An 18581-nucleotide genomic window follows, 5' to 3' on the forward strand; every position below is an offset into this window, starting at 1 on the left:
TATTTATCGTACTTATCGAATCGTCCGAATAAAATCGGATGGACGATAATCAACAAAATGACTGAAATGACAGTCAATATAAACCAGTATTCAGGAACCAAATACAGAAAAAGGGATGCGCTTGCAAATACCCAAGCGGGGAAAAGAATTTCCGTAAAGAGGATGGATAGCAAGCTTTTAAACATGGTAGTGGCTCTTCAGATAATCATAAAGCTCATCATAGTTATTATAGAATTGCATTTGATATTTTTTGATAATATCCGAAAGAATGGACTCGATAAAGTAATACAACATTTCAACTTGTGCATTGTAAAGGATTGCGTAATACGTTGGATCAAGTGTTTTTAGTTGTCGCGCGGCAAGAGCACATTTTTGCTCAGTACCAAAGAGCTGAAGAGCCATGACGATTGCCGGTGTGCGTCTTGACAGACGCTTAATGACGGCATCCGATACTAAATCTGATGCAGAAAACGCTTTCGCAAAAGACAGAGCCAATGCAAAGCGTGTTGCCCTTCCAACCGGTACTTTGGTGGCAATTTCTGTCACTCTGGAATCAACGTATCGTACACTGCCTTGCTGATTGCCATTTTTGCTATCGTTAATGACCATTTCAAAATAGAGGTAGAACATATGACCTATCACGTCATGATAGCGAAAAACAGAAAGAATCGACTTGTGCATACGTTGTTCTTCAGAAACCAATTCATTGCAAACATCATAGTAGCGAGGGAGCAAACAAGAAGAATACCAGCTTACCCGCTCAACCCCAGAGTAAATATCAGAACCAATGCCCTTCATTGCTTTCCATGTGGAGATTACGCCCTGTTGTCCATACACCGCTAGCTGTCTGTCGCTCTGCAACTTCATCTTTAAATAGTCCGAGGCTTTCATCGAGTATCCTTACTATCAGCATGGCTAACCCCGAATGTATGCAAAAAAAATAAACAACTCAAATAAAACAAACCAAAAACCTTTATTTATTTTGTACCAAACCGCCGGGCTCGCTAATTCATATTTAAATATACAGTTCCTTGCAGAATATATTAATACGTTGAATACATCGCGAAGATAATGCACTCACCGTCCGGTTTATCATTGCGGTAAACCCTACCCACGATACAAAAGAAAGTTTAAAGCACTCCCCTCTCGCCAGAAACATGGCCTGCGATAATCCGCTCGCCGCAGAAATCCCGCAGGCCAATGTGCAAGGCTATTCCGGCAATAACCCCACGAAACTGCGTTTCTTACGCGGTTCCGACATCATCTGGTCGAGCTTTTCCACGCAGGCCAGGTAGTGCGGGGTTTTCTTATGCGCCAGCACCGCCTCATCATCTTTATAGGCTTCATAGATAAAAAAACGGGTCTTCACCTCCGGGTCCTGCAGCACGTCAAATCGCAGATTGCCCGGCTCTTTCAGCGCCCCTTCATGGTTAGCCCGAAAGACGTCAAGAAACTCCGCCACCCGCTCTGGCCTGATATTAATCTCCACCAGCGTCACGTTCATTTTCGCTCTCCCTGTTTCTCTTCCTGCCAGAACTGATACGCCTCGCGGGCGCTCATATTCTCATGGACCACTTTTTTCACCGCCTTTAACATCGCCCGCGGCGCGCTGGACTGGAAGATATTGCGCCCCATATCGACGCCGGACGCCCCCTGGTCAAGCGCCCGCCAGCACATCTCCAGCGCTTCATGTTCCGGCAGTTTTTTGCCTCCGGCGATCACAATTGGCACCGGGCAGCTGGCGGTGACTTTTTCAAACCCCTCTTCGACAAAATAAGTTTTGACGAACTGCGCACCCATCTCAGCAGCAATGCGACTGGCAAGCGAGAAGTAGCGGGCGTCGCGGGTCATCTCTTTACCCACACCGGTTACTGCCAGCACCGGCATGCCGAAACGATTTCCCGCATCCACCAGCTTAATGATGTTATTGATCGACTGGTGTTCGTATTCGCTGCCAATATAAACCTGCGCCGCCACCGCGCAGACGTTGAGGCGTAGGGCATCTTCCATCGCCACGGCAACGCACTCGTTGGAGAGCTCACTTAAAATAGAATTACCGCCGGACGCGCGCAGCACCACCGGCTTGTTGGTGGCCGCCGGGACCTGGCTGCGTAGCACGCCGCGAGTACACATCAGCACGTCGGTCTCATCAAACAGCGGCGCGATAGAGAGATCGATACGTTCAAGTCCGGTGGTCGGCCCCTGGAAGTAGCCGTGATCGAAAGCCAGCATCACCGTACGGTTGCTCTGCGGATTAAAGATACGCGCCAGCCGGGACTGCATCCCCCACTCCAGCGAGCCACAGCCTTTCAACGTATAGAGCGTATTCTTCTGCGGCCGATCAAACCCGAAGTCTTTCCCCTCTTTGATATCGTCTAAATCTGCCATCTCATCCTCCATCAGAAGTCGTAGTTATTGATGTTCTCTTTGGTGAACACCACGCGTTCCGGCAGCAGTACGATACCGTTGCCTTTCGCTTCATACTGGTAGCCCTGCACGCTGTTTGGCTCGACCTTCAGCGTCCCGATATCTTTGATGTCCACGCTATCGCCAACGTTAAGATCGCCTTTTTTCAGCAGCCGATCGGCAACGTTCACCGCAATTTTGCCCTGCTGTACCACATCCCACAGGCCAAAGGCTTTTACCGTGCCGCGCTCGACATAAGGACGCATCACATTCGGCGTGCTGAAGCCGACAATCGCCACGCCCTGACGTTTGAGGTTTTCCGCCGCCTGCGCGGCGGCTGGCAGCGCGTTGGCGTCAGGGGCGATAATGGCGTCGAGATCCGGATACGCTTTTAAGATCCCTTCAGCGGTTTGCAGGGATTTGGTGGCATCGTTATAGCCAAACTGCGTCGTCACCACTTCCCACTGCGGATGCGCTTTTTCGATTTTCGCTTTCGCCTCTTTCACCCACTGGTTCTGGTCGGTCACCGTCGGACTGGAGTAGAAAAACGCCACTTTCGCGGTCGGTTTGGTCACCTGTTTTTCCGCCATCTCAACCAGCAGGCCGCCGAGCTGCTGCGGAGTTCCCTGGTTGATGTAGATGCTGCGGCACTCGGGTTTGGTATCGGAATCCCAGGTCAGGACCTTCACGCCGCGCTGCATTGCCCGCTTCAGCGCCGGACACAAGCCATCCGGCGACACGGCCGAAACGATAATCGCGTTGTAGCCCTGGTTGACGAAGTTGTTGATCAGCTGTACCTGGCCGGACACGCTCGGTTCGGTCGGACCGTCGTAAGTGACGTCCACGCCAAGCGCTTTGCCGGCTTCTTTCGCGCCATTGCCACCACTGGTAAAAAAGCCCACGCCGACCAGCTTAGGAATAAAAGCGATACGGTCTGCCGCCTGAGCCACCGCAACACTCATGGCCAGCGCCAGGGCACTGATTTGCAGGATATGTTTTGCTTTCATCTTGTTATGCTCCGATTGTTTTACGCGAGAGAAGACGCCGCCAGGTCATCCGCACCCATTCGCGGTGCAGGCTCAGCGAACGCCCCATCACCACCACAACCAACAGCGCCCCTGACAGCGCGCTCGACACCTGGTTGGGGATGCCGACCATCTGTAAACCCTGTTGCAGGTACCCCACCAGCAGTGCCGCCAGCGCCGTACCGAGTATCGAACCCGACCCGCCATAGATATTCGCCCCACCGAGCACGGCGGCGGTCAGCGCCGGCATCAGCAGGTCGCGGCCTAAATCCGAACGCGCCGAACCGAAATAGGAGACCAGAATCAGCGCGGCAATGGCTGACGCCACGCCCACCAGGCCATACAGCACATACGGCATGCCGTTGACCGATAGCGCGGCATAGCGCGCCGCTCTGGGGTTTTGTCCAAGTAAAAAGAGGTGGCGGCCAAAACGCCCGCGATGGGCCAGCAGCCAGAAGAAAAAGGTGATAATGGCAAACATCACCAGCGGCAGCGGTAGGCCAAATAGCGTCAAGTTGGCAAAGGCGGTAAAACTATCGGGAAAGCCGCCAATCCCTTCATAGCCCGTTGCCCCGGCCATTCCCGACAGCAGCAACGCCCCGCCGCCGTAGAGATACAGTGTGCCGAGGGTAATCACCAGCGGGCTGATACCGGTGTAATGAATTAACGCAGCATTCGTCAGGCCGCACAGCAGCCCAATGGCAAGAGTGAGTGGAATCGCCAGCGCCATCGGCCAGCCTGCCTGCATCATCACCCCCAGCGCAATGGCACACAGGCCAATGGTGGAGCCGAGGGAAATATCAATGCCGCCGCTGATGATCACCAGCGTCAGCGGCAGTGCGACGATGCCAATACAGATAAAGTCGCTGGTGCTAAACAGCAGCATGTTGATATCCAGCATGCGCGGGTTGATCGCCCCAAACAGCAAGATCTCCAGCACCAGTAATGCCAGCAGCGCACTTTCCCAGTTGAGTTTCATCTACGCCACCTCTTTGTTTTTACGTTTTTCGAACGGGGTGACGTGCTTTCCCCCTTTGTTGCCGGGCTGAAAACGGCTGTACTTCAGTGCCCGCTGATGCCGCGCCAGCGCCTGGCGCAGCCGCCCGTCGAGCACCAGTACGCCCAGCAGAACGAGGCCGGCAATAAAGTCGTTCCACCATGCTGGCAGCCGCAGCAGCACCAGTACGGTATCGATTTGGGTGAGGAAAAAAGCGCCGAGAAAAGCGCCGACGAGGGTTCCGGTTCCGCCGAGCAGCGAGATCCCGCCCAGCACGCAGGCGGCAATCGCTTTCATCTCCAGCCCGCTACCGGTCTGATTGGGAACAAAGCCAATCTGCGCGGCAAAGACGATCCCGGCGCAGGCCGCCAGCATGCCGTTGAGCGTAAAGGCCAGCATCCGCGTGCGATTGACCGCGACACCCAAATGACGCGCGGCGGCGAGGTTATCACCCACGGCGTAAAAATCGCGACCAAAGGCGGTACGTGCCAGCAGCCAGGCCCCGGTCAGCAGCAGCGCCAGCACCAGCCAGCCCAGCGGCGACACGCCGATAAAGAACGGTTCAGACAGCGACTTCAGGCTATCGGGCAGCCCCTCGATCCACTTGCCTCCGGTCCACAGCAGCATCATTCCGCGATACAGCCCCAGGGTACCGAGCGTCGCGACAATCGCCGGAATGCGTAGGCCGACCACCAGCAGGCCGTTAAAGGCCCCCGCCAACGCGCCAATCGCCAACGCAAAGATTATCGCCGCCGTCAGGCCATAGCCGCCGTTGAGCGCGGCCCCGACCGCAATCGCGCTCAGGCCGACGGTCGAGCCGACGGAGACATCAATATTGCGGGTCAGCATCACCAGCGTCGCCCCCAGCGCCAGCAGGCAGAGAATTTGCGAACTGGCAAAAATCATCGCCAAAATTTGCAGGTTGAACCAGGCGGGGTTAAGCGCAATCAGCAGCGCAAAGAGCGCCAGAATCGCCAGCAACGCGCTCAGCTCGCGGTTTCTGAGTAACGTTTTCATGACTGCCCTCCAAAGGCCAGGGTCATCATGCGATCGACGGTGACCGCCTGTCGGAGTAACTCCCCGCTCTGCCGGCCCTGGTGCATGACCACCACCCGGTCGGCCAGCCCGACAAACTCATCCAGATCGCTTGATATCATCAGCACCGCCACGTTTTGCGCGGCGACGCTTTTCAGCAGTTGATAGATGTCGGCCCGGGCGGACACATCCACGCCGCGCGTCGGTTCATCGACAATCAGCAGTAGCGGGTTGGCTTCCAGACAGCGGGCCAGCAGCACCTTTTGTTGATTGCCGCCGGAGAGCGTGCGCACGCTCTGATCGCTGTGATTGAGTTTAATGCCCAGCGCCCGGTGGTAGCGCTCCACCACCGTCGCTTCGCGCTGGCGCTGTTGCCACCACGATGGCTGGTTAAATATCACCGTATTCCAGCGCACCGGGGCATCGAGAAACAGCCCGGAGACCTGCCGATCCTCTGGTAAATAAACCAGCCCGCAGGCAAGTCGCGCGTGCGTGCTCTCGCGGCTGATATCGCGGTTTTCCAGCCAGATTCGGCCGGCGCGCGGCGGGCGCAGGCCATAGAGCGTCTCGGCAAATTCGGTACGTCCGGATCCCACCAGCCCGGCCAGACCAACGATCTCCCCCGCGCGGATCTCCAGACTGAGATCGATAAAGCCTTCCCCGGTAAGATCGTCCACCCGTAGCACCGGGAAATCCTGCGGCTGGGTACGGCGATTCGCCGGCAGCGCCAGCCATAGCTTCTGGGTATCGCTGAGATTGTGTCCGCGCATGGCGGGGGTCATGGCCTCGATCAGTTGAGCGTCGCTGTAGCTCGCGGTGTCGCCGCTCAGCACCACCGCGCCGTCGCGCATGACCGAAATATGGCTGGCGATCTGACGGATCTCCGGCAACTTATGCGAGATAAACACGATACCGACGCCGAGATCCTGCAGGGCGCGGATCTGACGAAACAGCCTCTCCGTCTCGCCAGGGGTTAACGAGGCGGTGGGTTCATCGAGGATCAGGATCTGCGCATCGCGCATCAGACCGCGCAGGATCTCCACCATCTGCTGATCAGCCACTTCCAGCGTCCCGGCCACCGCCTCCAGATTGAGCTGGCAGTTCAACTGCCGCAGCGTCTCCTGCAGACGTCCGTTGTTATCGGGCCGTCCGGGCAGGCGGAAAAGAATATTTTCCCGTACCGTCAGGTTAGGAAACAACATCGGCTCCTGGGGAACAAGGTAAACGCCCAGCTGATGAGCCAGAGCCGGGTTGAGACGCGCAAAAGCGCGGCCGCCGAAGGTGAGTTCACCGTCGTCGGGCGTTTCCACCCCGGCGATAATCTTCATCAACGTCGATTTTCCCGCGCCATTGCCGCCCATCAGTGCATGCACCTGGCCGGAAAAAAGCGTGAAATCAATGCCCTTTAACACGGCGATGCCGGAGAACTGTTTGCGAATCTGACGGGCTTCAAGCAGTGGCTTCATCATCGCGCCTCATATGAACAAATGATTTTTAAATTTAATAATGTTCAAAAGCGTAGACGGTGAACTATATTTAAAACCGTGCAAAGATCACAGTTTCATGCTTTAAATGGTTGGAAAAAATCTACAAACAATGAAAGATCGCTTTTGCCGGACGGCTCACACTTTCCGACTGCGCAATAACGAACATATGATCTAAATTTTTATAAGAGTTCACTTTATGAGCGAAAAACGCATTACGGAAGAGAGCCGCTACGCGGGCCTGGCGTTAGCCGAAGAGGAGCTGGTGGCGCGTGTCGCCTGGTGTTACTACCACGACGGATTGACGCAGAACGATATCGGCGAGCGCCTGGGACTGCCGCGGTTAAAGATCTCCCGTCTGCTGGAGAAAGGCCGCCAGTCCGGGGTGATCCGCGTGCAGATCAACTCCCGCTATGAAGGGTGTCTGGCGCTGGAAACCGAGCTGCAACAGCGTTTTGACCTGAAGATTGCCCGCGTGCTGCCAGCGCTCAATACCCCACCGATGAATACGCGGCTGGGGATCGGCGCGGCGCAATCGCTGATGGGAGTCCTGGAACCGGGACAGCTGCTGGCGGTGGGGTTTGGCGAAGCCACCATGAGCTGTCTGCAGCACCTGAGCGGGTTTATCAGTTCGCAGCAGGTACGACTGGTGACGCTTTCCGGCGGTGTGGGTCCCTATATGACCGGCATCGGCCAGTTGGACGCCGCCTGTCGCGTCAGCATCATTCCGGCGCCGCTGCGGGTCTCTTCGGCCGATGTGGCTGAAATTCTGCGCCGGGAGTCGAGCGTGCGGGATGTGATTCTGGCGGCCACCGCGGCGGATGCGGCGGTCGTGGGTATCGGCGCCATCGACCAGCGCCGCGACGCGACTATCCTGCGCTCCGGCTACATCAGCGAAGGCGAACAGCTGATGTATGCCCGTAAAGGCGCAGTGGGCGACATTTTAGGTTATTTCCTACAAGCCGACGGCAGGCGGGTTGAAGATCTGGAGATTCACCGGGAATTACTCGGCGTCACCCTCGACGAGCTGGCGCAGCTGCCGACCATTGTCGGCGTTGCCGGTGGAACGGAAAAAGCGCAGGCGATTTATGCCGCCCTGACGGGCAAACGCATCAATGGCCTGGTAACGGAAGAGACCACAGCACGCGCGGTGCTTACGCTAGCCTCCTGACGGACGGCCCTGCGCCGCGCAATAACTGCGAGGCGCATGTCATGAGTTACCTGTTAGCGTTAGATGCCGGGACCGGCAGTATTCGGGCGGTGATTTTCGATCTCAGCGGCCACCAGCTCGCGGTCGGCCAGGCGGAATGGAAACACCTGAGCGTGGAAAATGTTCCCGGTTCGATGGAGTTTGACCTCAGTACCAACTGGCTGCTGGCCTGCCAGTGTATCCGCCAGGCGCTGGCAAACGCACACCTCCAGGCGGGCGATATTCAGTCCGTCGCCTGCTGTTCCATGCGTGAAGGAATTGTGCTTTATGACCGCAACGGCGAGGCTATCTGGGCCTGCGCCAACGTCGATGCCCGCGCCAACCGTGAAGTCGCGGAGCTTAAAGAGATTCATGATTATCGTTTTGAATCTGAGGTCTATGACGTCTCGGGTCAGACGTTGGCATTAAGCGCCATGCCACGCCTGCTGTGGCTGGCCCACCATCGCCCGGATATCTACCGTCAGGCCGCCACCATCACCATGATTAGCGACTGGCTGGCGGCAAAACTCTCCGGCGAACTGGCCGTCGATCCGTCCAACGCCGGTACCACCGGGATGCTCGACCTGTTCAGCCGCGACTGGCGTCCGGCGCTGCTCGATATGGCCGGGCTGCGTGCGGATATGCTCTCGCCGGTCAAAGAGACCGGCACGCCGCTCGGCGCGGTGACCAATGCAGCAGCGCAACAGTGCGGACTACGCGCCGGCACGCCGGTGGTCATGGGCGGCGGCGATGTGCAGCTCGGTTGCCTGGGCCTGGGGGTGGTACGCGCTGGCCAAAGCGCCGTGCTGGGGGGCACCTTCTGGCAACAGGTAGTGAATCTGCCGGAGGTCCGTACCGATCCGCAAATGAATATTCGCATTAACCCGCACGTCATTCCCGGCATGGCGCAGGCTGAGTCCATCAGCTTCTTCACCGGTCTGACCATGCGCTGGTTCCGCGATGCTTTTTGCGCCGAAGAGAAGCTGGTTGCCGAGCGCCTGGGGGTGGATGCCTATGCCCTGCTCGAAGAGATGGCCAGCCGCGTACCAGCAGGTTCCCACGGTGTGATGCCGATTTTCTCCGATGCCATGCACTTTAAGCAGTGGTATCACGCCGCGCCATCGTTTATTAACCTCTCCATCGACGCGGAAAAGTGTAACAAAGCCACCCTGTTCCGTGCGCTGGAAGAGAACGCGGCGATTGTCTCCGCCTGTAACCTGGCGCAAATCTCCCGCTTTTCCGGCGTGACGTTCGACAGTCTGGTGTTTGCCGGAGGCGGATCGAAAGGGACATTGTGGAGCCAGATTCTCAGCGATGTGACCGGCTTGCCGGTGCGGGTCCCGGCTGTACGTGAAGCCACGGCGCTGGGTTGCGCGATCGCCGCCGGAACCGGCGCCGGCTTGTACAGCGATATGGCCAGCACGGGCGAGAAGCTGGTGAGCTGGCACCGGGTGTTTACCCCTAATCCGGTACACCGCGAACTGTACCAGGGGATGATGGAGAAATGGCAATCGGTCTATGCCGACCAACTGGGGCTGGTCGACAGCGGACTGACCACCTCAATGTGGCAGGCGCCGGGCCTTGAGCGGCGTCCACCTGTCGTTCCGGCGCCCTGAGCAGCCGGGAGCACCTGTTTCTGGCGCGGGATTTTCCCCTCTTCCCAGCGAGGAGGGGGGGCTTCCCGCCACCGTTATTTGAATCCCATCACAATCACCGCACGCCCTTTTTCACTTTTCGCTGACGACAGCTAAATTAGTAACTCATCCGACCACATAACAATAATGTTACATATAAGAGACTGGAAGCCATTATGAGCCACTACCCGTCGTTATTCGCCCCGCTCGACCTGGGGTTCACCCAGCTGAAAAACCGCGTGCTGATGGGTTCCATGCACACCGGGTTGGAAGAACATACCGACGGTGCACAACGGCTGGCGGCCTTTTACGCCGAACGCGCGCGCCACGGCGTAGCGCTGATTGTCACCGGCGGGATTGCGCCAGCGGACTCAGGCGTCACAATGGTCGGTGGTGCGGTGCTCGATGATGCCCGCCATCTGGCACACCATCGGCATATTACCGATGCGGTTCATCGCGAAGGCGGCAAAATTGCCCTGCAAATTTTGCATACCGGCCGCTACAGCTATCAGCCGCGGCCGGTGGCCCCGTCAGCATTGCAGGCGCCGATTAACCGCTTTACTCCGCATGCACTCAGCCATGATGAGGTCCTGCAGCTGATCGCCGATTTTGCCCGCTGCGCACAGTTGGCCCGGGAAGCGGGCTACGATGGTGTCGAAGTGATGGGATCAGAGGGTTATTTAATCAACGAGTTCCTCGCCGCACGCACTAACCAGCGTGATGACCAGTGGGGCGGCGATTACGCCCGCCGCATGCGCTTTGCCGTAGAAGTGGTGCGTGCGGTACGCGAACGGGCCGGACACGACTTTATTATTATCTATCGCCTGTCAATGCTCGATCTGGTCAACGACGGCAGTACGCTGCCGGAAGTGATTGAGCTGGCACAGGCCATCGAGGCGGCAGGCGCGACCCTCATCAACACCGGTATCGGCTGGCACGAAGCGCGCATTCCGACCATTGCGACGCCGGTACCGCGCGGCGCCTTCAGTTGGGTCACCCGGAAGCTCAAAGGCGCAGTCTCGATCCCACTGGTCACCACTAACCGCATCAACGATCCTGACATCGCGGATGCGATCCTCGCCCGCGGCGACGCCGATATGGTGTCAATGGCGCGCCCGTTTCTGGCCGACAGCGAGTTCCTTTCCAAAGCCCAAAGCGGGCGCGCCGATGAGATCAATACCTGTATCGGCTGCAACCAGGCCTGCCTGGATCAGATCTTCGCCGGTAAAGTGACCTCCTGTCTGGTCAATCCACGAGCCTGCCACGAAACCCTGATGCCGGTGACACCTGCTGCCGGGCCAAAGCGCCTGGCGGTTGTTGGCGCCGGCCCCGCTGGCCTGGCCTTTGCCGTAAATGCAGCCGCACGCGGCCACTCTGTCACCCTGTTTGATGCGCAGCAGGAGATTGGCGGGCAGTTTAATATCGCCAAACAGATCCCCGGCAAAGAGGAGTTTTACGAAACGCTGCGCTACTACCGACGCATGCTGGATCTGCACGGCGTGAACCTACAGCTGGGCCAGCAGGTCACGGCGGATCGTTTGCTGGACTTTGACGAAACGATCCTCGCCACCGGGATCGCCCCGCGAATGCCGGAGATCGCCGGAATTACCCATCCGAAGGTGATGAGCTACCTCGACGTGCTGCGCGACAAAGCGCCGGTGGGTCAAAGCGTCGCGATTATCGGCTGCGGCGGGATCGGCTTTGATACCGCGATGTATCTGAGCCAGCCGGGCGTGGCCACCAGTCAGAATATCGACGCATTCTGCAGGGAATGGGGCATCGATACCACTCTGCAGAGCGCAGGCGGACTGCGTCCGGAAGGACCACAGCTGGAGAAAAGCCCACGACGCATTGTGATGCTTCAGCGCAAGGCCAGCAAACCTGGCGATGGGTTAGGGAAAACCACCGGCTGGATCCATCGGGCTACGCTGCTGGCCCGCGGTGTCAACATGATCCCGGGAGTCAGCTATCAGAAGATCGATGATGAGGGATTACATGTCACAATCGGCGGCGAAACCCAGATATTGCCTGTTGATCAAGTGATTATCTGCGCCGGTCAGGAGCCGAAGCGCGATCTGGTGGATCCACTGCGCGCGGCGGGGAAAGTGGTGCATCAGATTGGCGGATGCGATGTCGCGATGGAACTGGATGCTCGCCGCGCCATCGCCCAGGGTACGAAACTGGCGCTGGAGATTTAACGGGATTTCCCGGGGCACTGCACTTGCCCAGGCTACGTATTAGGGCTACGTGATATGAGTAGCCCGGCTAAGGCGAACGCCGCCAGCCGGGAGGTCCTGGCGGCCTGCGATTAGCGCAACTTACGCATTTTCACCGCTTTCAACACCACAAATTTATTGTTGGTGGCGACGGTGGCGCAGTTACCGAAAATTTTCTTCAGCTTGTGGAAATAATCCAGATGACGGTTGGCCACAATATACAGCTCACCGTTGATCTTCAGGCAGCGACGCGCGTGGTGGAACATCTCCCAGGCGATATTATCCGTTAACGCGTGTTTCTGGTGGAACGGCGGGTTGCACAGCACGGCGTTGAAGCGGAAAGGTTCAACGCCGGACAGCGCGTTGTTAATCATAAACTCGCAGCGATCCAGCGCCTCGGGCATGTTGGTTTCCACGTTCAGGCGACTGGAGGCGACGGCCATCGGCGACTCATCGACGAACACCACGTTAGCCTGCGGGTTCTTCTCCAGCAGTGTCAGGCCAATCACCCCGTTGCCACAACCCAGATCGACAATCTCGCCTTCAAGATCCGACGGCAGGTGTTCGATAAAGAAACGCGCGCCGATATCCAGCCCGGTGCGGGAGAACACATTCGCGTGGTTGTGAATGGTCCAGTCGGTCCCTTCCAGCTTCCAGCTCAGCGTCTGCGGCGCATCGGCAAGCGCCGGTTCGTTGAACGTACAGTTGATCAGGCGGGCTTTTTTCCAGGCCAGGGTGGTGGTGGTCGGTCCCAGCACTTTCTCAAACAGATCCAGCGTGGAAGTATGGATATCACGCGCCTTTGCACCGGCGATGATGCGGGTTTGCGGCGTCACAACCTGTCGCAACGCGCGTAGCTGCTGCTCGAGTAATGCCAGCGTTTTCGGCACTTTCATCAGGACAACGCCTGGCGCCGACGGATACTCCGCGGTGCTGTCGAGAAACTTGACGCTGGATTCCGCAATATCGTTATGGCGCAAATTCTCACGCGTGGCGAGCTCGGTGAGGTAAGAGTCCCCAATACTAAACGGCGTATGCTCCGCCAGCGCGCAGCTCAGTGCGCCAAAGGTATCGTTGAAAATCAGGACCGGGCCGTGAATCTCCGTGTCATCCAACTGCTGCAGCAGATATTCATCCGCCGCTTCCCACGCCAGTAGCGGGTTAACGTCATCCGTTTCCGGAAAACGTTTTAGTGTCAGTGAACGGAAACCGTTGTCTAAGTGGCTCATCGGCCCTCCTGAGTGGTAAAATTTCGGTGTTATCCCTGAAAGGGTGCGTGAGTATACCCTTTTTATACACAAAATCATTCAAGATGCGCCGATGCAGCCTGAAGGAGGATGTGAAGATCTTTTATCTGGAGCCGTAATGAGTCAACTCACTTACCTGCAGGGCTATCCGGAGAATTTACTTTCTCAGGTCCGCACTTTGATTGGCGAACAGCGTTTGGGAGCGGTCCTGCAGAAACGCTACCCGGAAGGCCATGACGTCAATAACGATAAGGCGCTGTATCAATACACTCAGGATCTGAAAACCCGCTATTTGCGCGGCGCAGCACCGATCAATAAGGTGATGTACGACAGTAAGATCCACGTCCTGAATAACGCGCTCGGCCTGCATACCGCGATTTCGCGGGTTCAGGGCGGTAAGCTGAAAGCGAAAGCCGAAATCCGGGTGGCCACGGTGTTCCGCGATGCGCCGGAGGCGTTTTTACGCATGATCGTGGTGCATGAGCTGGCGCACCTTAAAGAGAAGGAACACAACAAAGCCTTCTATCAACTCTGTTGCTATATGGAGCCGCAGTACCACCAGCTGGAGTTCGATACCCGTCTGTGGCTAACACATCTTTCGTTAAATCGTTCTGCGTAGTTGCGCACTGGTTTTGTCATGATGCCATGTTAGAGTGACCAAAGGTTCCTTTTAACGGAGTTCGTCAACGTTTATGATACGTTTCGCTGTTGTTGGCACAAACTGGATAACAAAACAGTTTGTCGATGCCGCCCATGAAACGGGCAAGTATAAACTCACCGCAATTTACTCTCGCAGCCTTGAACAAGCGCAGGCCTTTGCGAGTGATTATCCCGTCGACCAGTTGTTTACGTCGCTGGACGATCTGGCGCAAAGCGATGCCGTCGACGCGGTGTACATTGCCAGCCCGAACTCCCTGCACTTTCCGCAAACCAGGCTGTTCCTGAGCTATAAAAAGCACGTGATTTGTGAAAAACCGCTGGCCTCAAACCTGCGGGAAGTCGAAGACGCTATCCGTTGCGCTCGCGAAAACCAGGTGGTGCTGTTCGAAGCCTTCAAAACCGCCAGCCTGCCGAATTTTCTGCTACTGCAACAGTCGCTCGGCAAGGTAGGCAAACTGCATAAAGCGTTTATCAACTACTGCCAGTACTCCTCGCGCTATCAGCGCTATCTCGACGGTGAGAACCCTAACACCTTCAACCCGGCCTTCTCCAACGGCTCGATTATGGATATCGGCTTCTATTGTCTGGCCTCGGCGGTGGCGCTGTGGGGCGAACCGCACGCGGTTCACGCCAGCGCCAGCCTGCTGGACAGCGGCGTTGATGCCCAGGGTACCGTGATCCTCAACTACGCCGGTTTTGACGTCACCCTGCACCACTCTAAAGTGAGCGACTCCACGCTACCAAGCGAAATTCAGGGTGAAGCCGGCGCGCTGGTGATCGAAAAAATCTCCGAGTGCCAGAAGCTCTCTTTCATCCCACGCGGTGGGAAGGCTCAGGATCTGACGCAGCCACAGCATATCAATACTATGCTGTACGAGGCGGAGGCGTTTGCACATCTGGTGGAGAACAACCAGGTTGTTCATCCGGGGCTGGAAGTCAGCCGTATTACGGCCAGACTGCTGAGCGAAATACGCCGCCAGACCGGCGTCGTCTTCCCGGCCGATGGTCCGCAGGGGGCGTAAAAGAGTGTAAAGAGGACGTCAGCAGCCATTGACGCCCTTTATAACTTGTCATATTTTGTTACGTGCAAAGGGGAGTAACTTCCTTGCCGGTGGATCGTCATTACGATGCGTGCTAAACCGCATCCGGTCGCCGGGCAATAATAAAAGGTCCTGCCGTCATCGTGCGGTTCTTTTATTGTTGTAAGTGAGACCTTGCCGGAAGGCGAGGTCTATGCATAAACACGCAACGGCTGCCGTCTTCCGACGTCAGCCGTTTTGTTTTTATGTAAGGAATTAAGTAATGAATACTGTCGGCACACCGTTGTTATGGGGCGGATTCGCCGTGGTCGTGGTGATCATGCTAGCCATCGATCTGCTTCTTCAGGGACGGCGTGGTGCGCATGGCATGACCATGAAACAGGCCGCGGGTTGGTCAATTCTCTGGGTAACGCTCTCTCTTCTCTTTAACGCCGTTTTCTGGTGGTATCTGGTACAAACAGAAGGCCGTGCCGTTGCCGATCCTCAGGCACTGGCTTTCCTTACCGGCTATCTGATTGAAAAAGCGCTGGCCGTGGACAATGTCTTTGTCTGGCTGATGCTGTTCAGCTACTTCTCCGTCCCGCCTGCGCTGCAGCGCCGGGTACTGGTTTACGGCGTGCTGGGAGCGATCGTGCTGCGTACGGTGATGATCTTTGCCGGAAGCTGGCTGATTTCCCAGTTCGAGTGGCTACTCTATATCTTCGGCGCTTTCCTGCTGTTTACCGGCGTGAAGATGGCGCTGGCGAAAGAGGATAATTCCGGCATCGGCGACAAACCGCTGGTACGCTGGATCCGCAGCCACCTGAGGATGACCGATAAGATTGAAGGCGAGCGCTTCTTTACCCGGCAAAACGGCGTCCTGTTCGCCACGCCGCTGCTGTTGGTGCTGATTCTGGTCGAACTGAGCGACGTGATTTTTGCAGTCGATAGTATCCCGGCAATCTTTGCCGTGACCACCGATCCGTTTATCGTGCTGACGTCGAACCTGTTCGCGATCCTCGGCCTGCGCGCCATGTACTTCCTGTTGGCCGGTGTCGCAGAGCGCTTCTCCATGCTGAAATATGGTCTGTCGATCATTCTGGTCTTTATCGGTATCAAGATGCTGATCGTCGACTTCTACCATATCCCGATTGGCGTCTCGCTCGGCGTCGTTGGCGGAATTCTGGTGCTGACGCTGCTGATTAATGCCTGGGTCAATAGGCAACACGACAAGCAGAAATTACCGCACTAAGCCTGAAATGACCGGGTGGAAGCCATTTTCACCCGGTCAGCCGTTTATCGGCACGCTGCAAGCCGTCGCGCCGGTGATGATGCTAGCCACGATCGCTAACCGCCGGCAGGGACAATAAACCAGGATCCGTCTGTAACTGCCGGGACATCCAGCGCTACCGCCTGTATGGCGAAAAACGCGCCGCGCGATTAATCCCGATCTTCCCTTCGCTTAATGCGTGGAGGCGCTTTCTTCCCTCTCCAGCGTTTCCCTTTTAAACGGATCTATCCCGCGTTTTTGCATGCGCCAGAAACGAATAATGTTCAGACCGTTGATAATTAAGAAACTGGCTTCAATCAACGTTCCGCCAATCGAACCCAGCCAAAAATTATGCGTGACCCAGCAAGCGGTAGAACACCACATCACACAGCGGGTGGTGAGTCCTCGACAGCGAAACAGGGCCCAGGTGCTGGCGACGGTACCGATAATCGGCAGCAGTTCCATCGCATGCTGCAGTTTTCCAGCCCCCAGTACCAGCGTCAGGGTAATAAACGTCGCCATCACCCACATACTGCGGGTGCGCAGTGAAATAAGCGTGCGCACAGCGTTCAGCCCGGCGCTCATGCCCGCAGGCAGCGCGCCCATCAGAATAAAATGCAGGCCAATAATGCCGCTATACAGCGCCAGTTGCTGTTTAAAGCGCCGCTCATCGCGATTGATAAAGGTGGTAATTCCGATCAGAAAGGCGAGGACACCTACGCCCTGGGCAAGCCAATACGCTGTCATGCAAGATCCTTGTCAAAACAGATAAAAACAAACGGCGCCCTCTCGCAGAGTGCGCCGTTTTTTATTCTCACTACAAAAGCCCCATCAGTCTTGTAAGCCGACCAGGTGTTCTGTCCATCCGGCGTGATGATCAAACAGGATGAGGATCATTACAACGTGACACCGCTTTTGAAGATAGCCAGTTCACGGAAATCATTGCGCTCATTACAGGTCAGTTTACCATTGACGATATCCACGATGGTATCCACAAACTCTTCCAACAGTTGAGGCATCGCTTTACCGTGAATCAGCTGGCCAGCGTCGAAGTCGATCCAGTGTTTCTTTTTCGTCGCCAGCTCACTGTTGGTGGCGATTTTGACCGTCGGCACAAAACCGCCGTACGGCGTGCCGCGACCGGTGCTGAACAGCACCATATGGCAGCCCGCGGCGGCCAGCGCACTGGTTGCCACCGCATCGTTACCCGGTGCGCTCAGCAGATTAAGACCATGCACTTTTAAACGCTCGCCGTAGCGCAGGACGTCCACCACCTCACTGGAGCCCGCTTTCTGCGTGCAGCCCAGCGATTTATCCTCCAGCGTTGTGATCCCGCCCGCTTTGTTACCCGGCGACGGGTTCTCGTAAATGGGCTGGTTATGTGCAATGAAGTACTGTTTAAAGTCATTCACCATCGTTACCAGCTTGTCAAAGGTCTGTTCATCGCGGCAGTGGCTCATCAACAGCTTCTCCGCGCCGAACATTTCTGGGACTTCCGTCAGCACGGTGGTGCCACCGTTGGCGATCAGGTAATCCGAGAAACGCCCCAGCATCGGGTTCGCGGTAATCCCCGAAAGGCCGTCCGATCCACCGCACTCAAGGCCAAACTTCAGCTCGCTCAGTTTGCCTGGCTCACGTTTGTCGTGGCGCATCACCGCATAAAGCTGATGCAGATGCTCAACTCCCGCTTCCACTTCATCGTCCTGCTTCTGGCAGATCATAAAGTGAACGCGCTGAGGATCGAACTCGCCGAGGGTTTCACGGAACGCATCGACCTGGTTATTCTCACAGCCCAGGCCAATCACCAGCACTGCCCCGGCGTTCGGGTGACGCACCATATTTTGCAACATGGTGCGGGTATTGAGGTGATCATCACCCAGCTGCGAGCAGCCGTAAGTGTGACTGAAGAGGAAGACACCGTCGGTGCCTTCCGCTTCGTGGGTCTCTTTCAGGAACCGGTTCTGAATCTGACGGGCGATACCGTTGACACAGCCGACGGTCGGCAGGATCCACAGCTCATTGCGCACCCCGACCTCCCCGTTAGCACGACGATAGAGTTGCACGTCGCGGTCGGCCGGCTGCGCCGACGGCTCGGCAAGATCCGGTTGATAGCGATACTCATCAAGGTCGCTCAGGTTGGTACGTGTATTATGGGCATGAATATGCTCGCCTGGCGCAATATCCACCAGCGCATGACCGATGGGCAGACCATACTTGATGACGTTTTCTCCCTTCGCAATCGCGCGTAGCGCGAACTTATGACCACGGACCACATCCTGGCTTAAGGTGACCGCATCATCATCAATCGTGACCTGGGTACCCGCCGCCATATCGGCTAACGCGACAGCAACGTTATCCTGCGAATGGATTTTAATGTATTGCATAACAACCGACCTCTG

At 56.7% G+C, this 18581-nt stretch carries 16 protein-coding genes; 6 read left to right on the forward strand and 10 right to left on the reverse strand.

All coding sequences use genetic code 11. The annotated features are described in order from the left end of the window. Positions 1 to 177 precede the first annotated feature (177 nt). The 7 genes from ACZAHD_RS00150 to lsrA all read right to left on the reverse strand — a co-directional run bounded on the left by ACZAHD_RS00150 (position 178) and on the right by lsrA (position 6929). The gene (locus tag ACZAHD_RS00150) at positions 178 to 891 is read right to left on the reverse strand and encodes a hypothetical protein (protein WP_462454989.1); all 714 of its coding nucleotides are present in this window, start codon (positions 889 to 891) and stop codon (positions 178 to 180) included. Between the two features lie 319 nt (positions 892 to 1210). Then, a complete protein-coding gene (gene lsrG, locus ACZAHD_RS00155) occupies positions 1211 to 1504 on the reverse strand; it encodes a (4S)-4-hydroxy-5-phosphonooxypentane-2,3-dione isomerase (RefSeq protein ID WP_032690643.1) in 294 nt (97 codons plus the stop codon). Continuing rightward, positions 1501 to 2388, reverse strand: coding sequence for a 3-hydroxy-5-phosphonooxypentane-2,4-dione thiolase (gene lsrF, locus ACZAHD_RS00160; protein WP_462454990.1), 888 nt, complete (start codon positions 2386 to 2388; stop codon positions 1501 to 1503). The genes lsrG and lsrF overlap by 4 nt, the downstream gene beginning before the upstream one ends. A gap of 11 nt (positions 2389 to 2399) precedes the next feature. After that, the gene (gene lsrB / locus ACZAHD_RS00165; RefSeq protein WP_462454991.1) at positions 2400 to 3413 is read right to left on the reverse strand and encodes an autoinducer 2 ABC transporter substrate-binding protein LsrB; all 1014 of its coding nucleotides are present in this window, start codon (positions 3411 to 3413) and stop codon (positions 2400 to 2402) included. A 4-nt stretch (positions 3414 to 3417) separates the two neighbouring features. After that, a complete protein-coding gene (lsrD, locus tag ACZAHD_RS00170) occupies positions 3418 to 4410 on the reverse strand; it encodes an autoinducer 2 ABC transporter permease LsrD (protein WP_462454992.1) in 993 nt (330 codons plus the stop codon). Next, on the reverse strand, positions 4411 to 5445 hold the full coding sequence (gene lsrC / locus ACZAHD_RS00175) for an autoinducer 2 ABC transporter permease LsrC (RefSeq protein WP_462454993.1): 1035 nt from the start codon (positions 5443 to 5445) through the stop codon (positions 4411 to 4413). It abuts the gene before it with no gap. Next, entirely contained in the window at positions 5442 to 6929 is a 1488-nt protein-coding gene (gene lsrA, locus ACZAHD_RS00180; RefSeq protein WP_462455050.1) for an autoinducer 2 ABC transporter ATP-binding protein LsrA, read from the reverse strand. The genes lsrC and lsrA overlap by 4 nt, the downstream gene beginning before the upstream one ends. Positions 6930 to 7146: 217 nt before the next feature. On the opposite strand from lsrA, the gene lsrR reads away from it, so the two are divergent. The 3 genes from lsrR (at position 7147) to ACZAHD_RS00195 (ending at position 11968) form a co-directional block, all read left to right on the forward strand. Further along, positions 7147 to 8118 carry a transcriptional regulator LsrR gene (lsrR, locus tag ACZAHD_RS00185; RefSeq protein WP_434650372.1) on the forward strand — a complete coding sequence of 324 codons (972 nt, stop codon included), beginning with the start codon at positions 7147 to 7149 and terminating at the stop codon, positions 8116 to 8118. Positions 8119 to 8159: 41 nt separating this feature from the next. Further along, positions 8160 to 9752: an autoinducer-2 kinase gene (gene lsrK, locus ACZAHD_RS00190; RefSeq protein ID WP_462454994.1), complete on the forward strand. Its 1593-nt coding sequence runs from the start codon at positions 8160 to 8162 to the stop codon at positions 9750 to 9752. A 194-nt stretch (positions 9753 to 9946) separates the two neighbouring features. After that, on the forward strand, positions 9947 to 11968 hold the full coding sequence (locus tag ACZAHD_RS00195; RefSeq protein ID WP_462454995.1) for an oxidoreductase: 2022 nt from the start codon (positions 9947 to 9949) through the stop codon (positions 11966 to 11968). Positions 11969 to 12078: 110 nt separating this feature from the next. Here ACZAHD_RS00195 and rlmG read toward each other — a convergent pair whose 3' ends face one another. Then, complete coding sequence (rlmG, locus tag ACZAHD_RS00200; protein ID WP_462454996.1) at positions 12079 to 13215, reverse strand: 23S rRNA (guanine(1835)-N(2))-methyltransferase RlmG; 1137 nt, start codon at positions 13213 to 13215, stop codon at positions 12079 to 12081. 136 nt (positions 13216 to 13351) lie between these two features. Here rlmG and ACZAHD_RS00205 point away from each other — a divergent pair, with 136 nt between their 5' ends. The 3 genes from ACZAHD_RS00205 (at position 13352) to ACZAHD_RS00215 (ending at position 16164) form a co-directional block, all read left to right on the forward strand. Then, entirely contained in the window at positions 13352 to 13852 is a 501-nt protein-coding gene (locus tag ACZAHD_RS00205) for a M48 metallopeptidase family protein (RefSeq protein ID WP_462454997.1), read from the forward strand. 73 nt (positions 13853 to 13925) lie between these two features. Continuing rightward, positions 13926 to 14915 carry a Gfo/Idh/MocA family protein gene (locus tag ACZAHD_RS00210; RefSeq protein ID WP_462454998.1) on the forward strand — a complete coding sequence of 330 codons (990 nt, stop codon included), beginning with the start codon at positions 13926 to 13928 and terminating at the stop codon, positions 14913 to 14915. Positions 14916 to 15195: 280 nt separating this feature from the next. After that, positions 15196 to 16164, forward strand: coding sequence for a TerC family protein (locus ACZAHD_RS00215; protein WP_462454999.1), 969 nt, complete (start codon positions 15196 to 15198; stop codon positions 16162 to 16164). Between the two features lie 210 nt (positions 16165 to 16374). Here ACZAHD_RS00215 and ACZAHD_RS00220 read toward each other — a convergent pair whose 3' ends face one another. Together ACZAHD_RS00220 and ACZAHD_RS00225 are read right to left on the reverse strand one after the other, a co-directional pair. Continuing rightward, positions 16375 to 16929, reverse strand: a complete 555-nt coding sequence (locus tag ACZAHD_RS00220; protein WP_462455000.1) for a YgjV family protein — start codon at positions 16927 to 16929, stop codon at positions 16375 to 16377. A 149-nt stretch (positions 16930 to 17078) separates the two neighbouring features. Next, positions 17079 to 18566, reverse strand: a complete 1488-nt coding sequence (locus ACZAHD_RS00225; protein WP_462455001.1) for a UxaA family hydrolase — start codon at positions 18564 to 18566, stop codon at positions 17079 to 17081. Positions 18567 to 18581: the final 15 nt, after the last annotated feature.

It is taken from the genome of Raoultella sp. (assembly GCF_039594335.1).
In the GTDB taxonomy this organism is placed as follows: domain Bacteria; phylum Pseudomonadota; class Gammaproteobacteria; order Enterobacterales; family Enterobacteriaceae; genus Klebsiella.

What these genes read in the sequence shown, in the direction of transcription:
- lsrK (WP_462454994.1), top strand. Translation starts at nt 8,160, where the DNA reads ATGAGTTACCTGTTAGCGTTAGATGCCGGGACCGGCAGTATTCGGGCG.
- ACZAHD_RS00210 (WP_462454998.1), top strand. Translation starts at nt 13,926, where the DNA reads ATGATACGTTTCGCTGTTGTTGGCACAAACTGGATAACAAAACAGTTT.
- rlmG (WP_462454996.1), bottom strand. Translation starts at nt 13,215, where the DNA reads ATGAGCCACTTAGACAACGGTTTCCGTTCACTGACACTAAAACGTTTT.
- ACZAHD_RS00150 (WP_462454989.1), bottom strand. Translation starts at nt 891, where the DNA reads ATGAAAGCCTCGGACTATTTAAAGATGAAGTTGCAGAGCGACAGACAG.
- ACZAHD_RS00205 (WP_462454997.1), top strand. Translation starts at nt 13,352, where the DNA reads ATGAGTCAACTCACTTACCTGCAGGGCTATCCGGAGAATTTACTTTCT.
- lsrA (WP_462455050.1), bottom strand. Translation starts at nt 6,929, where the DNA reads ATGAAGCCACTGCTTGAAGCCCGTCAGATTCGCAAACAGTTCTCCGGC.
- lsrC (WP_462454993.1), bottom strand. Translation starts at nt 5,445, where the DNA reads ATGAAAACGTTACTCAGAAACCGCGAGCTGAGCGCGTTGCTGGCGATT.
- ACZAHD_RS00195 (WP_462454995.1), top strand. Translation starts at nt 9,947, where the DNA reads ATGAGCCACTACCCGTCGTTATTCGCCCCGCTCGACCTGGGGTTCACC.
- ACZAHD_RS00225 (WP_462455001.1), bottom strand. Translation starts at nt 18,566, where the DNA reads ATGCAATACATTAAAATCCATTCGCAGGATAACGTTGCTGTCGCGTTA.
- lsrG (WP_032690643.1), bottom strand. Translation starts at nt 1,504, where the DNA reads ATGAACGTGACGCTGGTGGAGATTAATATCAGGCCAGAGCGGGTGGCG.
- lsrB (WP_462454991.1), bottom strand. Translation starts at nt 3,413, where the DNA reads ATGAAAGCAAAACATATCCTGCAAATCAGTGCCCTGGCGCTGGCCATG.
- lsrF (WP_462454990.1), bottom strand. Translation starts at nt 2,388, where the DNA reads ATGGCAGATTTAGACGATATCAAAGAGGGGAAAGACTTCGGGTTTGAT.
- ACZAHD_RS00215 (WP_462454999.1), top strand. Translation starts at nt 15,196, where the DNA reads ATGAATACTGTCGGCACACCGTTGTTATGGGGCGGATTCGCCGTGGTC.
- lsrR (WP_434650372.1), top strand. Translation starts at nt 7,147, where the DNA reads ATGAGCGAAAAACGCATTACGGAAGAGAGCCGCTACGCGGGCCTGGCG.
- ACZAHD_RS00220 (WP_462455000.1), bottom strand. Translation starts at nt 16,929, where the DNA reads ATGACAGCGTATTGGCTTGCCCAGGGCGTAGGTGTCCTCGCCTTTCTG.
- lsrD (WP_462454992.1), bottom strand. Translation starts at nt 4,410, where the DNA reads ATGAAACTCAACTGGGAAAGTGCGCTGCTGGCATTACTGGTGCTGGAG.